The organism is Pseudomonas azotoformans (assembly GCF_001579805.1).
In the GTDB taxonomy this organism is placed as follows: domain Bacteria; phylum Pseudomonadota; class Gammaproteobacteria; order Pseudomonadales; family Pseudomonadaceae; genus Aquipseudomonas; species Aquipseudomonas azotoformans_A.
Genome location: NZ_CP014546.1, coordinates 1,296,947 through 1,312,983, shown reverse-complemented (window position 1 = coordinate 1,312,983; position 16,037 = coordinate 1,296,947). Strand labels below are relative to the sequence as shown.

Below are 16,037 nucleotides of genomic sequence, written 5' to 3'. Positions count from 1 at the left end.
GCGCGCGAAGTATCAGCAAGGAGGCAAGATGTCGCTGTGTTTGACTATCACTAGTTATCACAAGATTACCCCTGGGCAGTGCTCCGAAAAGTCCATCAATCAGGGCTCGATGGCTATTGGCCGCAGTTCCGATAATGACTGGGTATTACCTGACCCAGAGCGCCTGGTCTCCTCGCAACATTGCGTTATTCAATACAAAGATGGCCGTTATTATCTAACGGATAACAGTACAAACGGAGTGGAGTTGGTTAACGCCGGTATTCGTTTGCGTAGAGGTAATAGCGAGCTGTTGCAAGATGGCGAGTTGATCCGCATCGGCGATTACGAGATCCAGGCGCGTATCGACTTCAACGTGCAGGCCATCGACAGCCAGCCGTTTGCCGGCGACTCACCGAACAGCTTTGAAGCGCTGATGGGCGCCGTGGCGAGCAAGCCTGCGCCGGTGCCGGTGATCGCCCCGCAGTTCCAGGGCGCTTCGTCGATGGACACGTTGCCGGACCTGTTCGACTTCCTCAGCCCCACCGCCGTGCCGCCGCCGACTGTGCCGGACCACGTGCCGTCCGAGCAGCATGACTTCCGGCCACCGACGCCGGTTGCGGTCGAGAAACCCGTGGTTTCAGGCTCGGTGATTCCCGAAGATTGGGACCTGTTTGGCGACACGCCCGCGCCCATCGCGCCACCGCCCGCACCGGTCATTGCGCCGCCACCTGCGGTCGAGCCTGTGACAGACACTCAGCAACCCGACCTGCTGCAAGCCTTCCTGCGCGGCGCCGGCCTCGATCAACTGCGCCTGGACAAGGCTCAGGCCGAGGCCCAGATGGAAAACATCGGCCGCAGTTATCGCCTGATGGTCGAAGGCCTGATCGACGTGTTGCGTGCCCGCGCCAGCCTCAAGGGCGAGTTCCGCATGCAGCAGACCATGATCCAGCCCGCTGAAAACAATCCGTTGAAATTCGCCCCGAATGCTGACGAAGCGTTACTGCTTTTGCTTCGCCACGGCAACCAGGCGTTTATGGCGCCGGATGCCGCCGTGCGTGACAGTTTCAACGATCTACGCGCCCACCAACTGGCGGTGATGGCCGGCGTGGAAGCGGCGATCAAACACCTGCTCACGCGCTTTGAACCGGCGCAACTGGAAGAGCGCATGGGCAAGCCCGGCGGGCTCTCGAGTATTTTCAACGGCTCACGCCAGGCCCAGTACTGGCAGCAGTTCACCGAGCTCTACAGCAATATTTCCCGCGAGGCCCAGGAAGATTTCCAGGACCTGTTCGGCCGTGAATTCAGCCGGGCCTACGAAGAACACAGCGCACGACAGCGTCGGTAAACCCGCGCCGCAACACATGGATCAACGGATAGCTAAGTACGTCATTGAGGACGCAGGATGATTCCCAGGTTTTTACTCGCAGCCGCCACCTTGCTGCTGCTGACGGCGTGTGCCAAAGACGCCGCCAAACCCGAAACCAGCGCTGAGGCCGAAGCAGAGACGGCCGCCGTCGAGCTGCACTTTCATGCGATCAACGGGCTCAACCCCGGCGCCAACGGCCAGGCCGCGCCGGTGCGGGTGCGCATCTTCGAGCTGAAAAACGCCGCCACCTTTGCCCGTTCCGATTACTTCGCCCTGGCCGACCGCGCCCAATCGACCCTTGGCCTGGACCTGCTGGACCAGGACGAAGTGATGGTGCAGCCCGGCGAGCAACTGAGCATCCAGCGCGACCTCGACCCGTCCACACGCCAGATCGGCTTGCTGGTGGGCTATCGCGAGCTGGACCGCGCGCAATGGCGCACGGTGATCAACGTGCCCGCGCGCCAATACACCGAATACCAGATCAGCCTCGATGTGCGTGCCGTGCGCGCCGACGTCGTGGTCACCCCATCCAGCCCTGCCCAATAAGAAGCAATCGGAGCCCCCATGTCCTGGAACAATCGCGTGGTCTGGTCGGAAGGCATGTTCATCGGAACGCAGCACTTCCAGCAGCATGACCGTTACCTGGAAAACCTGATCGACGCCCGCAGCCGCCCGTTGTCTGCCGGGGCCTGGGGCTTTTCCGAGCTGCTGATCGACCAGGGCCTGTTGGCCCAGGGCAAGCTGGCGATTGTCTCGGCGCGTGGCCTGTTGCCCGACGGTACGCCGTTCAACATTCCCCAGGACGACCTGGCGCCGAGCCCGCTGAACATCGATGACAACCTGCGCGACGGTCTGGTGTACCTGGCGCTGCCGCTCAAGCGTGCCGGCGCCCGCGATACCGTGGAGGAAGGCGAAGCCCTGGAGGCGGCGCGTTATGTGAGCCAGGTTCGCGAGGTGCGTGACGACAACGCACCCTTCGAAAACCGCGCCCCGGTGGCCGTGGGCGCCCGCGCCCTGCGCCTGCTCACCGCCCAGGATGGCATCAGCGATTACGCCGCTATTGGCCTGGTGCGCATCAAGGAAAAACGCGCCGACCGCGCGCTGGTCATCGACGACACCTACATCCCGCCCGTGCTGGACGTGGCGGCGAGCAAACCGCTGACGGCATTTCGCAGCGAGCTGCTTGGCCTGCTCCATCAGCGCGGCGAAGCCCTGGCGGGGCGTGTGGTCGCTTCGGGCGCCGGTGGCGCGTCGGAGATTGCCGATTTCATGCTGCTGCAACTGGTCAACCGCGCCCAACCGCTGATCCAGCATTTGAGCCAGTTGAGTCCACTGCACCCGGAGCGCTTCTTCAGTGAATTGGTCAGTCTGGCCGGCGAGTTCTCGACCTTCTCGACCTCAGGCCGCCGTCCCCAGGAATACCCGCAGTACCAGCACGACGACCAGGCCCTGAGCTTTGCCCCGGTGATGGCCGCCCTGCGTGAAGCGCTGTCGATGTTGATCGACAGCAAGGCCACGCCGATTCCGATTGTCGAGAAAGCCTACGGCGTCCACGTGGCGATGCTGGCCGACAAGACCCTGCTCGACAACGCCAGCTTCATCCTCGTGGTGCGTGCCGATGTTCCCGGCGAAACCCTGCGCGCGCGCTTCGGCCAGCAGAGCAAAGTCGGTTCGGTGGAACACATCCGCGACCTGGTCAACCTGCAACTGCCGGGCATCACCCTGTTGCCTCTGCCCGTGGCGCCGCGCCAATTGCCGTACCACGCAGGTTCCACCTACTACGAGCTGGATCGCGGCAGCGAGGCCTGGCAACAGCTGGGCAATTCCGGCGGCTTTGCCTTCCACATCGCCGGGCAGTTCCCGGGCTTGAACCTGGCCTTCTGGGCGATCCGAGGATAATCCGCGATGCATCCCAATGATGATGACCGCACCCAGTTCATGCCGCGTCCGGGTGGCCGGGCGCCGGAACCTGTGCGTGCCGAACCTTCGCCGCTGGCCATGCCAGCCGCGCCGATGCTCACCGGCAAGAGCCAGGGCCTCAACCCGCTGGAAAGCGCCGCCGGCCCGTTGTTGGCCCTGCTGACGCGGCTGCGCAACACCATCGCCCACCCGGCGCCGGCCAGCCTGCGCGCGCAGTTGCTGGCCTATCTGCGCCAGTTCGAAGAGCGCGCCGAAGCGGCCGGTATCGCCCGCAACGAAGTACTGCTGGCGCGTTATGCGCTGTGCACTGCGCTGGATGAAGCGGTGTTGAGTACGCCTTGGGGCAGCACCAGTGACTGGGGCAAACAGAGCCTGTTGATCACCGTGCACAACGAAGCCTGGGGCGGCGAAAAGGTCTTCCAGTTGCTCGACCACTGCCTGCAAAGCCCACGGGAACGCCTGTACCTGCTGGAGCTGTTGTACCTGTGCATGTGCCTGGGTTTCGAAGGCCGCTATCGCGTGATGAATGACGGTCGCAGCCAGTTGGAAACCCTGCGCGAGCGCACGGCCGCCGCCATTCGCAGCGCCCGGGGCGAACACGAACGTGAACTGTCGCCACACTGGCGCGGCGTGACCGTGGCGCGGGATCGCCTGGCGCAATTCATGCCGCCGTGGATCGCCGTGGCCATCGGCCTGGCGTTGCTGTTGGCGCTGCTGTTTGGTTTGCGCATGAAGCTGGCGTCGGATGCCGAACCGGTGTTCAAGAACATTCACGCGTTGGGCGAAATTCCGGTGCAGGCCATCGACCGCCCGGTGGCACAACCCAAAGTCATCGAGCGTCCACGCCTGGCCGGTTTCCTGGTGGAAGACATCAAGGCCGGGCGCGTTGCCGTGGAAGATGCGGTCGACCGTTCGGTGGTGACCATCCGTGGCGACGAGCTGTTTGCGTCCGCCAGCTCCAGCATCGTCGATGACTACCAACCGCTGATGCTGCGCATCGCCGACGCCATCCGCAGAGTCAAAGGCCAGGTGCGCGTGACCGGGCACAGTGACAACCGCCCGATTGCCACGCTGCGTTTCCCGTCCAACTGGGCGCTGTCGGAAGCGCGGGCCAAGTCGGTGCTGGACATCCTCGCGGCCAAGACCGGTCAGGCGGAGCGCTTCAGCGCAGAAGGGCGCAGCGACACCGAGCCGGTGGCGACCAACGCCACCGCAGAAGGCCGCGCCCGCAATCGTCGGGTTGAAATCACCGTATTGGCGGAGGGCGTCGAGTGAAGGCGTTTTTCAGTTTCATGATTCGCTGGGTGATCCCCGTGCTAGGCCTGATCGCCCTGAGCCTGATCATCTGGTTTGTCGGGCCGTTGCTCGACGTGCTGGTGCCGGAAGGTCGCCGCTGGGCGCTGATTATCCTGGTGTTCGCGGTGTGGATCGCCTACCGCGTGTTCCGCATCATCCAGGCGCGGCGCCAGGCCGCCGAAGTGATGCGCAGCCTGGCCGCCGAAACCCCGGCAGACCCGAACAGCGTCGCCACCGCCGAAGAACTCACCACCCTGCGCCAGCGCATGGACGAGGCCCTGGTGCTGCTGAAAAAGGCCAAGCTGGGCGGTGACGAACGTCGCAACCTCTACGAGTTGCCGTGGTACGTGATCATCGGCCCACCGGGTTCGGGCAAGACCACGGCGCTGGTCAACTCCGGCCTGCATTTCCCGTTGGCCGCGCAGTTGGGCGCGGGTGCCGTGCGGGGTGTTGGCGGTACGCGCAACTGCGATTGGTGGTTTACCGATCAAGCCGTGTTGCTCGACACCGCCGGCCGCTACACCACCCAGGACAGCAACTCCACGGTGGATAAAGCCGCCTGGCTGGGCTTCCTCGACCTGCTGAAAAAGCAGCGCTCGCGCCGGCCTATCGACGGTGCCTTCATCGCCATCAGCCTGTCGGACCTGTTGCTCGGCACCGACGCTGAGCGCGCTGCCCACGCCGCCGCCATCCGCTTGCGGATCCAGGAGCTGTACACCCAACTGGGCGTGCGTTTCCCGATCTACCTGATGCTGACCAAGCTCGATTTGGTGCCGGGCTTCATGGAGTTCTTCGACAACCTGAGCAAAGAAGAGCGTGCCCAGGTGTGGGGCATGACCTTTGCCCTGGACGACGGCAAAAACAGTGACAGCCCGTTGGCGCACCTGCAAAGCGAATTCGCCGGGCTGGAACAGCGCCTCAACGAACGTCTGGTCGAACGCCTGCAACAGGAGCGCGACCCGGCACGCCGCGACCTGATCTACGGCTTCCCGCAGCAGTTCGGCGCATTGAAGGATTGCCTGCAAAGCTTCCTCGAAGGTGTGTTCAAGCCCAATGCCTTTGAAGAACGCGTGCTGCTGCGCGGTGTGTATTTCACCAGCGGCACCCAGGAAGGCAGCCCGATCGACCGCCTGATCGGCGCGATGGCCCAGAGCATGAACCTCGACCGCCAGCACCTGGCGCGCCAGAGCGGCACGGGCCGCAGTTACTTCATCGAAAAACTCTTCACCTCCGTGGCGTTTGCCGAGCGCGGCTTGGTTGGGGTGAACCCCAAGGTCGAGCGCCGACGCAAGTGGATTGCACGCGGCGTGCTGGCCGCCACCGTGGCGACTGTCGTGGTGGTCAGCGGTTTGTGGTGGGTGAGTTACCGCGCCAACCAGGCGTATATCGCCCAGGTCGATCAGAAGGTCGCGCCGCTGGGCCAGACCGTGCAGAACCTGAGCCCGGCGCAGCGTGACATCCTCGCGGTATTGCCATTGCTCAACGCGGTGAAGAACCTGGCCGGCGACTCGCCGAGCTGGTCCGAAGGCCTGGGTCTGTACCAGGGCGACATGCTTGAAGCCGAGTCCGCCAGTGTCTACCGCAAGCTGTTGATCGCCGTGTTCGCGCCACGCCTGGTGACGCGCATCGAAGAGCAACTGCACGGCGGCGGCAATTCCGACTTCCTCTACGAAGGCCTCAAGGCCTACCTGATGCTCGCCGATGCCGAGCATTACGACCCGGACTTCATCAAGGCCTGGATCGCCCTCGACTGGGACCGCAACCTGCCGCGCGACCTGCCGGCCGATCAACGCCAGGCACTGGCCGGGCACTTGCAGTCGTTGTTCGAACGCCATCCGCCCAATGCGCGCCTGGATCCACGACTGATCGACGACTTGCGTCGTCAGCTGCAACAGCTGCCGGTGGCCCAGCGCGTGTATGACCGGGTCAAGCGCCAGAAACTGCCTGAAGGCATCCCGGATTTTCGCCTCAACGAAGCCGCCGGCCGTGATGCGGCGCTGGTGTTCAGCCGCAAAAGTGGCAAGCCGCTGGGCGAGCCGTTGAGTGGGTTCTTCACCGCCAAGGGTTATCGCCAAGCCTTTTTGCTGAGCAGCCTGAACCAGACCGGCACCCTGGCCGAAGAGCAATGGGTGCTGGGCCATGAACAGGCCGACCAGCAGAATGTGGTGAGCCTGGCCGCCGACGTACGCCGCCTGTATTTCCAGGATTACCAGCGTCAGTGGGACGCCTTGCTGGCGGACATCGACTTTGTGCCGATCACCAGCGTGGCCCAGGCGGCCGACGTGTTGCGGGTGATATCCGGCCCGACTTCTCCGCTGAAAAAACTGCTGGTGGCGGTCGCCGAGGAAACCGACCTGCAAGCCGAAGAGCGCCAACTGGCCGCCAAAGGCGTACCGGTAGAAGGTGGCGTCGACAAGCTCAAGGAGCGCCTGGGCAGCCTGCTCGGCCAGGAACAACCGACCGCCAATGCACCTGCTGCGGCGGATGATCCGGTGACCGCACACTTTGCCGAACTCAACCGCATCGTCAGCAAGAACGAAGGCGAACCGGCGGCCATCGATGGCCTGCTCACCGACATGAACGCGCTGTATGTGCAGGTCAGCGCCATGGTTGGCGCCAGCGGTGATGCCTTGCTCGGCGAGGCGAAGAACCAGGCGGCGGCTGCGGCCACGCGTGTCAGCCTGAATGCCGAGCGCCAGCCACCGTTGGTACAGGGCATGGTCAAGTCGGTGGTCAATTCCACCACCAACAGCATGATGGGCGGGGTGCGCAATCAACTGAACGCGGCCTGGGCCAGCGAAGTGGTCAACGTGTATCGCCAGTCCCTGGCGGGCCGCTACCCGATGTCGCCGGGCAGTGCGCGGGACGCGACCCTGGATGACTTCGGCCAGTTCTTCGGCGTGGGCGGGGTGATGGACAACTACTTCCGCAAGTACCTGCAGCCTTACGTAGACACCTCCGCGCAGACCTGGCGCTGGCAGCCGGGCGCGGCGCAGAAGCTGGGGATTGCGCCGGGTGTGCTGCAAACCTTCCAGCGCGCGGCGGCTATTCGTGACGCGTTCTTTAGAGCCGGGGGCACTCAGCCTATCGTGCGTTTCGAACTCAAACCGGTGTCGATGGACCCGACCATCACCCAGTTCCTGCTGGACCTGGACGGTCAGCAACTGAGCTACGACCACGGCCCAAGCCGCCCGGTGGCGATGCAATGGCCAAACCCCGGCAGCATTGGCGTGGTGCGTCTCTCCATCATGCCGCCCGCCGCCAGTGGCCGTTCCGGCGTGACATTGGACGGGCCGTGGGCGTGGTTCCGCCTGCTGGAGCAGTCGGACCTCACCGCCGGAAACTCGCCGGACCGTTTCAACCTGCGCCTGCGCGTGGACGGTGCGAGCATCGCCTACGAGTTGCGCGCCAACAGCGCGTTCAACCCGTTCAAGAGCCGCGTACTCAGTGGTTTCAGCCTGCCGGAGCGGCTATGACGACCTTGGGTTTCTACGGCAAGTTGGCCAGCCGTGGCGACTTCGTCAGCCGCGCCTTGCCCCAGAGTTTCATAGGTCCGTGGGACAGCTGGTTGGCGGCGGGTCTGCTTGCCAGTCAGAACAGCCTCGGCGGCGACTGGCTCAACACCTACCTGGTCAGCCCGTTGTGGCGCTTTGTGCTGGCGCCGGGTGTGTGCGGGCCGGACGCGGCGGCGGGTGTGGTGATGCCGAGCATCGACCGGGTCGGGCGCTACTTCCCTCTGGCGGTGGTGACCTTGCTCGATCACGACACCAATCCTGCGTCCCTGGTCGGCGGGCCGGACACCTGGTTCGAGCAGGCCGAAGCGTTGCTGCTCAGCACCCTGGATGCCGGTGCCACCTTCGAAAGTTTTAATGACGGCCTCGACAGCCTGGGCTTTCCGGCGGGCGAGCCGCGCGCGGTGGGTGGCCGTTTCGCCGGCCTGCAACGGGTGGCCGCCACCGTGCCTCACGGGCGCATCAACGCACTGGCTGAACAGGCCTGCGAAGGCGCGAGCCTATGGTGGGGCCGTGGCTCGCAGACGATTTCCCCTGGTTTGTTGCGGTGTCAGGGCCTGCCTGCCGCCGGCGATTTTGCGCAGTTTTTGCTCGGACAAGAAGGTGTGGTGTAGATGGGGTCGACGTACAAATCCGCGAGCAAAAGCCACGTGGGCATGGTTCGCCAGGTCAACGAAGACGCCTGCCTGGACCTGCCGGAAAACCGCCTGTGGGTGGTGGCCGACGGCATGGGCGGGCATGCGGCGGGGGACTATGTGAGCAGCCTGATCGTCGACAGCCTGCGCAGCGTGCCGGTGGGCCGTTCTCTGGATGAGTACACGGCGGCGCTGCGCAACGACCTGCTGCGCATCAACGCCGCCGTGCGCGAAGAAACCGCCCACCGTGGCGTGACCATGATGGGCAGTACCGTGGTGCTGTTGGCCGCCCGTGGCTTGCGTGGCGTTTGCCTGTGGGCTGGCGACAGCCGCTTGTACCGCCTGCGCGACGGAGTGCTCGAAGGCATCTCCCGTGACCACAGCTACGTGCAAGACCTGCAAGACAGCGGTCTGCTCAGCGAAGCCGACGCCCGCACCCATCCACGCGCAAATATCGTCACCCGTGCGATTGGCGTGGAGGCGCACCTGGAACTGGCGGTGGTCGACCTGCTGATCGCCCCCGGTGACAGCTATCTGCTGTGCAGCGATGGCCTGAACAAGACCGTCGAAGACCATGAGATCCGCGAAGTCCTCGGCCACGACACGCCGGATGAAATCGTGCGCAGCCTGGTGCACCTGGGGCTCAACCGGGGTGCGCCGGACAACATCACTGCCATCGTCGTGAAGGTATCGGCATGAACATCGTCATTCCCGGTTATGACATCGAAGGCGAGATCGGCGAAGGCGCCATGGCCAGCGTGTACCTGGCGACCCAGCGCTCCCTGGAGCGCAAGGTGGCGTTGAAGGTGATGGCGGCGGCATTGGCGGCTGACCCGAGCTTCTGCGAACGCTTCCTGCGCGAGGGCAAGACCCTGGCGCGCTTGTCGCACCCGCACACGGTGACCATCCATGACATCGGCAATGTCGGTGAGCTGTATTACATGGCCATGGAATACCTGCCCAACGGCACGCTCAAGGAGCGCATCGCCGCCGGCATGACGCCGGAGCAGGGCGTGACGCTGATCCGCCAGATCGCCTCGGCGCTGGGCTATGCCCATGCCCAGGGCCTGGTGCACCGCGATGTGAAACCGGCGAACATTCTGTTCCGCGCCGACGGCACGGCGGTGCTGTCGGACTTCGGTATCGCCAAGTCCCTGGACGACCGCACCCAGTTCACCCAGGCCGGGTTTGCCGTAGGCACGCCGAGCTACATGAGCCCGGAGCAGGCGCGGGGCCAGGAAATTGATGGTCGCGCCGACCTGTATGCGCTGGGCGTGGTGCTGTACGAGATTCTCGTCGGCAAGCTGCCTTATACCGGCACCGATGCGCTCTCCACGGCGCTCGCGCACCTGACTGAACCATTGCCCGAATTGCCGGTGCACCACGGCCGGTATCAGGAGGTGCTGCGCAAGCTGTTGGCCAAGGATCCGGCGGAGCGTTTCGCGGATGCGGCGGCGTTGTTGCGGGCGTTGGATAACCTGCCGTCGGAATCGCCAGAGGCCACCTTGGTGCGCCCGTTGCCGATCCCGATGAATTTTGATCTGGCGGGTATCACTCCGGAATCCATCGAGATCCCCACCGAGAAACCCCAGCCGGTGCGCCAACCGGTGGTGCCGCCGACCCAGCACAGCGAGCAGCGCCGTGGGCCGGTGTTGGCACTGGCCGCGGTTGCGGTGGCGGTTGCGTTGGCGATTGGTGGTGCGAGTTATTGGTGGTTGAGCGGCAGCGATGAACCTGTGGTCAAACCCCCGGCTGCGGTGGTTGTGCCGCCAGTGGCGCCGTCTGTGGCAGAAGTGGATGGCGGCCAGCGTCCGTTGCTGATGGCAGGCAAGAAAACCCTGTTCCAGCGCGTCCTCAGCAAACCCGGCGCCAAGCTTTCAACCGACGCCGGCAGTGCGCCGGGCAAGGCCTTGCCGGCGTTTTCCGTGCTCTACGTCTACCAGCGCAAAGACGTTGACGGCAGCCCCTGGGTGCGCGTCGGCGCCGCCACCGATGGCCGCAGTGATGGTTGGTTGCCTGCGTCCCAGGTCAGCGACTGGAAGCAGAGCCTGGTCTTGAAGTTCACCGAGCGTTCGGGTCGGGCGCCGGTGATGTTCCTGCGCCAATCCGCTGAAGTGGAAAAACTGCTGGCTGACCCGACCGCCGCCAAAGGCGTACTGGCCAAGGCGCAGAAAAACAGTGAAGACAACAGCCAGATCCTGGCCCTGGAACCAACCGCCAGTGCGGTGCCGCAGAATCAGTTCTACCTGCTGCCGATCTTCGATTCCAAAGAGACCTTCGACGAAAACGGCCAGCCGGTGCAGTTGCTCAATGTGGCCTCCATCGACCCCGGCAGCAGCGCGGCCGCCAAGCCCTCGACGCCGGTGATCAAGGCCAATGCCGACGCCTTCCGCACGGCGGTTGTGCTGGTGGTCGATACCACCGTTTCCATGCAGCCCTATATCGACCAGATCCGCGACGTGGTGCACGAACTGCAAACCCGCATCGGCGAACGCGGCGAGTTGGACAGCGTGAGCTTCGGCATGGTGGGCTTTCGCAGCAGCATCAAGAAAACCCCTGGCCTGGAATACGTCGCCAAGACCCTGATCACCCTCGACCAGGGCCGCGACCCGCAACGTTTTCTCGACATGGCACGGCAGGTCAAGGCGTCCACCGTGTCCAGCCATTCGTTCAACGAAGATGCGTTTGCCGGGGTGATGCAGGCGGTGGACGGCATGGATTGGTCGGGCTATGGCGGGCGCATCATCCTGCTGGTCACCGATGCCGGCGCGCTGCGCAAGAACGATCCGTTCGCCGCCACCCAGATGAACGAAGCCGAGGTGCGCCAGGCTGCGCTGGGCAAGCAGATCAAGATCTACGCCCTGCACCTGCGCACCGACGCCGGTAAGAAAACCCATGCCGGTGCCGAGAGCCAGTACCGCATCCTCACCGCTGATGCCAACCCGCAGATCGGCGACCTGTACACGGCGGTGCCCGGTGGCGATGTGCGCAAACTCGGAGAGCGTGTGGATGAGATCGGTACGGTGTTCGCCAACCTCGTGCATCAAGTGCGCAGCAACACGCCACAGCCGGTGCCGTTGCTGAACAGCGCGCCGAGTCTGGCGGATAAGTCCGCCGCCGTCGGTTATGCCATGCACATGGATTTCCTCGGCCGTAAAACCGCGAGCCAGGCGCCGCAACTGGTCAGCGCCTGGACCGCCGACCGCGACCTGACCAACCCGGCGCTGCCGGCGTTCCAGGTGTGCGTGATGCTGACCAAGTTGCAGCTCAATGACCTGCAGCAGTCGCTGAAACTGATCGTCGACGCGGCGCGCAAGACCCAGACCTCACCGAAAGACTTCTTCCAGGAAATCGCCAGCGCCTCCGCCTACATGAGCCGCGACCCACAGGCCCTGCGCAAGGGCGGCAACCTGGCCGACGGCGGCATCCTCGGCGAATACCTGGAAGGCCTACCGTACCGCAGCAAGTCGCTGAACATGACCCAGGACCTATGGTTGTCGTTGAGCGTGGCCGAGCAGGAAGACTTCATCGACGAGCTGGACTCGAAGATCCGCCTCTACGAAACCTTCCACAATGACCTGGCCAACTGGGTCCGTTTCGGCGATGCCGAGCCGGGCGATGCGTTGTACCGCGTGCCGTTGTCGACCCTGCCGTAATGCTGAATTTGAACGCGGTGCACAAGAGCCGGGGTATCGGCAGCCAGCGCTACAGCCTGGTGATTCCGGCGCTGGCGTTGCGTGCGGGCGAGCAACTGGCGATTGTCGGGCCCAGCGGTTGCGGCAAGAGCACCTTGCTGGATCTGCTGGCGCTGGTATTGGCGCCGGATCAGGTCGGGCAGTTTGAATTTCATCAGCAGGACATTGCCGGATTGTGGCGCGGTGATCAGCAATCCACGCTGGCTGCGCTGCGTAGCCAGCACCTGGGTTACGTGCTGCAAACCGGCGGCTTGCTGGGGTTTCTCGATGTACGCGGGAATATCGCCCTGTCCCGGCAACTGTTGGGCTTGAAGGACGACGGCAGCGTGGCGCGTCTGGCCGAGCAATTGGAGATCAGCGACCAGTTGGCCAAGAAGCCGTCGGCGCTCTCGGTGGGTCAACGCCAGCGTGTCAGCTGTGCCCGCGCCCTGGCTCATGCGCCGCAACTGGTGCTGGCGGATGAACCGACGGCGTCCCTCGACCCCTTGAACGCCGAGCGCGTGATGCAGGCGCTGCTGGCCCAGGCGCGCGAACACCGTGCCGCCTGTGTGATCGCCACCCATGACGAGCCCCTGGCCCGCGCCAGCGGCTTGCAGGTGCGGCGCATCAGTTGCCGTCGCGACACCGACGGTGGCGTCACCGCGACCCTCGGGGAGGTGTGCTGATGCGCATAGGTCTGGTGGCGTCGCTGGCCTGGCAGGACTATCGCAACGATGCCTGGCTGTCGGCGTGTTCGGTGCTGGCGCTGGTCGCGGTCATTGCACCGTTGCTGGTGTTATTCGGCCTGAAATTTGGACTGGTTAGCAGTTTGACCGAACGTTTGCAGACCGACCCCGCCACCCGTGAAATTATTCCGTTGGGCGGTGGTCGATTCAGCAGCGCCTTTATCGAGCAACTCGGCCAGCGCAGCGATGTGGCGTTTGCACTGCCGCGCACGCGACAAATTGCGGCGACCGCGCAGGTGGGCGCCTTGGCCCTGGAAATGCTGCCGACCGCTTGGGGTGATCCCTTGCTGGCGGGTCTGCCGGTGCCCAAGGGCCTGGACCAGGTCGTGTTGAGCCACACCGCCGCCGAGAAGCTGGCGGCGCGGCCGGGGGATTGGCTGGAAGCCAGTTTTGCGCGGCAAGTAGCAGGGCGCTTCGAGGCCCAGCGCACGCGCTTGCAGGTGCTGGCGGTATTGCCGCTGGAAGCTTTTGCCCGTGACGGATTGTTGGCCGATTTGAAATTGCTGGAAGCCGCAGAAGATTACCGTGATGGCCGCGCAGTACCGGCCTTGGGCTGGGAAGGTGAAGCGGTCGGTGTGAGTGAACAACGCGTGTACCCAGCATTTCGCCTGTATGCGCGCAACCTCACCGATGTGGAACCGCTGCGGGTGTTTTTCGCCGGGCAGAACCTGCTGGTATCGACCCAGGCGCAGACCATCGCGCAGGTGCAGTCGTTGAGCCGCAACCTGTCGATCGTGTTCTGGGTGATCTGCGGGTTGGCGTTGGCGGGAGGGTTTGCAGCGATCTTTGCTGGGGCGTTGGCCGCCGTGGCGCGCAAGCGTCGGGAATTGTCGGTGTTGCGCCTGTTGGGGTTTTCCACCGGTGGGCTGTTGCTGTTTGTGGTGGTGCAGGCGCTGTACAGCGCAGGTTTCGCCGCCGTGCTCAGTGCCGGTCTGTATGGCGTGGCCGAGGCGGCGTTGAACAGGTTATTTGTGCAGGTGCCGGGCGAACACGCCAGTCACCTGTTGGCGCGTCATTATGGCCTGGCCCTGGTTGCAATCATGGGCGTCAGCGCCATGGCGGCGGCCTGTGGTGGTTGGCGAGTGGCGCGGATCCAGGCTTCTGAAGGAATCAGAGATGTATAAGTTACTGGGCGCCTGTGTGGCGCTGACCTTGGCCTCCATGGCCTGGGCTGACGATGACTCTTTATTAGTAAAGCAGGACAAACTCGACAACCCCAAGCCACTGGAAGGCGACGTCAGCCTGCCGCTGCCGTGCGAAGGCAACATGGTGTTCCGCTACGCCTACGTGCTGGCCCAGGGCACCCTGGATGACCGCGAGATCAGCCTCGGCTACCCCTTTGCCGAAGGCGAGGCGGGCTATCAGCAGTCATTCATTTCCGGCTACCGCCGCGACTTCATCAATGGCCAGTTCACCCTCAAAGACCTGCCCAAAGACTGGAACAAAGTCATCGCGCCCTTGATGCCGAAGACCGACGCCAAGACCCCGCTCAAGCCCATGCTCTACTTCATCGGCAAGTACGAAGTGACGGCACGCCAGTACGCCCAGGTAATGTCCCAGGCGCAGTCTCTGGCCAGCGGTGAGCCGGCGCCGGCGTGCGACGCGCCCACCGGCATGGCCGGGCGTTTGCCCAAGGTAATGCTGTCGCGCTTTGAGGCCGAGCGTTTCTCGGCGGTGTACAGCGCCTGGTTGATGAAATACCACCGTGAGTTGCTGCCGGTCAGCGGACGCGGTTCTTCGGCGGATGACGGTGGCCTCGGTTTTGTGCGCCTGCCCACCGAAGTGGAGTGGGAGTTCGCCGCGCGCGGCGGTCATGCCGTCAGCCGCCAGGACCTGGAAGGGCGCCTGTTCCCGCGCCGCACTGAAGGCAGCGACAGCGACGGCCCGCTCGGCGATTACGCCGTGTTCAACCAGGTCGCCGGCGGCACCGGCCAGGCCGCGCGCCTGATGCCTATCGGCACCAAATTGCCCAACCCGATTGGTCTGTTCGACGTGATCGGCAACGCCGCAGAGATGGTCCAGGAATCCTTCCAACTGGTGCACGCCGGGCGTCGCCAGGGCACCTACGGCGGCTTTGTGGTCAAGGGTGGCAACTACCTGGAAGGCGAGGGCACGCTGTTCACCGGCATGCGCCGCGAGTACCCGCTGTTCGCCGCTGACGGTACCGAGCAAAGCAACGAGACCACCGGATTCCGCGTGGCGATTGGCGCATTGTCGGCGCCGCGCTCGCGCTACAAGGAGCTGTTCGCCCAGTGGCAGAAAGAAGGCCGTCTGGCCGCGCTCACCGATGCCATCGACGACGCCCAGGACCCGACCAAACGCCTGGACAGCATCATCGCCGCCAGCGCCGACCCCAAGCTGCAAGCCGAGTTGGGGCTGGTCAACGAAGAGCTCAAGCGCAACGTCTCGCTGATCGCCCAGCAACGCGAAGAGGCGGCGGGCAACCTGATCCAGTCGGCCGCGTTGGTGGCCGAAACCATCGCCAACTACAACATCCGCCTGGCCAACCTGCAGAAGAGCCGCCAACAGTCCCTGGACAACAAGGACGAGGCCAGCGCGCAGCTGTTCGACATGGCGATTGCCAATGGTCGCAGCGCCCTCGATGGCGCCGTGGCGATCTATATCGACAACCTGGCCACCGGCACGCGTTACACCGATGCGGTGATCCAGGCGCAGTTTCAACGGATCAAGGAAGAGTTGGATCGCAAGCCGGTGCTCGGCAAGAGCCTGGTGACGCGCGCAACACTGTTCGTTCGCCATGTCGGCAACTACCGCAAGCAACAGCGGGCCGACCCGGCAACGATCTTGAAGGAATTGCTCGCAGCGAGCGGTCAGCGATGAGCGCTGGCTGTATGGCGAGCTTGGAAGGGACTCAGGCGGCGGTGGGCCGTGCTGGGCAAGTCAAACTT

General features: G+C 64.3%; 11 protein-coding genes. All 11 read left to right on the top strand.

The genetic code is table 11. The annotated features are described in order from the left end of the window. The first annotated feature begins 28 nt into the window (after positions 1-28). The 11 genes from tagH to AYR47_RS06195 are packed head-to-tail and all read left to right on the top strand — an operon-like array spanning position 29 to position 15,969. Positions 29-1,324 carry a type VI secretion system-associated FHA domain protein TagH gene (gene tagH, locus AYR47_RS06245; RefSeq protein WP_061434622.1) on the top strand — a complete coding sequence of 432 codons (1,296 nt, stop codon included), beginning with the start codon at positions 29-31 and terminating at the stop codon, positions 1,322-1,324. Positions 1,325-1,381: 57 nt separating this feature from the next. Then, complete coding sequence (gene tssJ, locus AYR47_RS06240) at positions 1,382-1,891, top strand: type VI secretion system lipoprotein TssJ (RefSeq protein ID WP_061434620.1); 510 nt, start codon at positions 1,382-1,384, stop codon at positions 1,889-1,891. Between the two features lie 18 nt (positions 1,892-1,909). Continuing rightward, positions 1,910-3,244, top strand: a complete 1,335-nt coding sequence (gene tssK / locus AYR47_RS06235) for a type VI secretion system baseplate subunit TssK (protein ID WP_061434618.1) — start codon at positions 1,910-1,912, stop codon at positions 3,242-3,244. 6 nt (positions 3,245-3,250) lie between these two features. Then, positions 3,251-4,540: a DotU family type VI secretion system protein gene (locus AYR47_RS06230; RefSeq protein WP_061434616.1), complete on the top strand. Its 1,290-nt coding sequence runs from the start codon at positions 3,251-3,253 to the stop codon at positions 4,538-4,540. After that, on the top strand, positions 4,537-8,037 hold the full coding sequence (tssM, locus tag AYR47_RS06225) for a type VI secretion system membrane subunit TssM (RefSeq protein WP_061434615.1): 3,501 nt from the start codon (positions 4,537-4,539) through the stop codon (positions 8,035-8,037). The genes AYR47_RS06230 and tssM overlap by 4 nt, the downstream gene beginning before the upstream one ends. Beyond that, entirely contained in the window at positions 8,034-8,687 is a 654-nt protein-coding gene (tagF, locus tag AYR47_RS06220; RefSeq protein WP_061434613.1) for a type VI secretion system-associated protein TagF, read from the top strand. The genes tssM and tagF overlap by 4 nt, the downstream gene beginning before the upstream one ends. Continuing rightward, positions 8,688-9,407, top strand: a complete 720-nt coding sequence (locus AYR47_RS06215; RefSeq protein WP_028618488.1) for a PP2C family protein-serine/threonine phosphatase — start codon at positions 8,688-8,690, stop codon at positions 9,405-9,407. Further along, positions 9,404-12,364, top strand: a complete 2,961-nt coding sequence (locus AYR47_RS06210; RefSeq protein ID WP_061434611.1) for a serine/threonine-protein kinase — start codon at positions 9,404-9,406, stop codon at positions 12,362-12,364. The genes AYR47_RS06215 and AYR47_RS06210 overlap by 4 nt, the downstream gene beginning before the upstream one ends. Beyond that, positions 12,364-13,068, top strand: a complete 705-nt coding sequence (locus AYR47_RS06205) for an ABC transporter ATP-binding protein (RefSeq protein WP_061434609.1) — start codon at positions 12,364-12,366, stop codon at positions 13,066-13,068. The genes AYR47_RS06210 and AYR47_RS06205 overlap by 1 nt, the downstream gene beginning before the upstream one ends. Then, positions 13,068-14,252 (top strand): ABC transporter permease, encoded by a 1,185-nt coding sequence (locus AYR47_RS06200; RefSeq protein WP_061434607.1) that lies wholly within the window; start codon positions 13,068-13,070, stop codon positions 14,250-14,252. The genes AYR47_RS06205 and AYR47_RS06200 overlap by 1 nt, the downstream gene beginning before the upstream one ends. Next, positions 14,245-15,969: a formylglycine-generating enzyme family protein gene (locus AYR47_RS06195; RefSeq protein WP_061434605.1), complete on the top strand. Its 1,725-nt coding sequence runs from the start codon at positions 14,245-14,247 to the stop codon at positions 15,967-15,969. The genes AYR47_RS06200 and AYR47_RS06195 overlap by 8 nt, the downstream gene beginning before the upstream one ends. The last annotated feature ends 68 nt before the right edge of the window (positions 15,970-16,037 follow it).

What these genes read in the sequence shown, in the direction of transcription:
- AYR47_RS06210 (WP_061434611.1), top strand. Translation starts at nt 9,404, where the DNA reads ATGAACATCGTCATTCCCGGTTATGACATCGAAGGCGAGATCGGCGAA.
- tssJ (WP_061434620.1), top strand. Translation starts at nt 1,382, where the DNA reads ATGATTCCCAGGTTTTTACTCGCAGCCGCCACCTTGCTGCTGCTGACG.
- tssK (WP_061434618.1), top strand. Translation starts at nt 1,910, where the DNA reads ATGTCCTGGAACAATCGCGTGGTCTGGTCGGAAGGCATGTTCATCGGA.
- AYR47_RS06215 (WP_028618488.1), top strand. Translation starts at nt 8,688, where the DNA reads ATGGGGTCGACGTACAAATCCGCGAGCAAAAGCCACGTGGGCATGGTT.
- tagF (WP_061434613.1), top strand. Translation starts at nt 8,034, where the DNA reads ATGACGACCTTGGGTTTCTACGGCAAGTTGGCCAGCCGTGGCGACTTC.
- tagH (WP_061434622.1), top strand. Translation starts at nt 29, where the DNA reads ATGTCGCTGTGTTTGACTATCACTAGTTATCACAAGATTACCCCTGGG.
- AYR47_RS06195 (WP_061434605.1), top strand. Translation starts at nt 14,245, where the DNA reads ATGTATAAGTTACTGGGCGCCTGTGTGGCGCTGACCTTGGCCTCCATG.
- AYR47_RS06205 (WP_061434609.1), top strand. Translation starts at nt 12,364, where the DNA reads ATGCTGAATTTGAACGCGGTGCACAAGAGCCGGGGTATCGGCAGCCAG.
- AYR47_RS06230 (WP_061434616.1), top strand. Translation starts at nt 3,251, where the DNA reads ATGCATCCCAATGATGATGACCGCACCCAGTTCATGCCGCGTCCGGGT.
- AYR47_RS06200 (WP_061434607.1), top strand. Translation starts at nt 13,068, where the DNA reads ATGCGCATAGGTCTGGTGGCGTCGCTGGCCTGGCAGGACTATCGCAAC.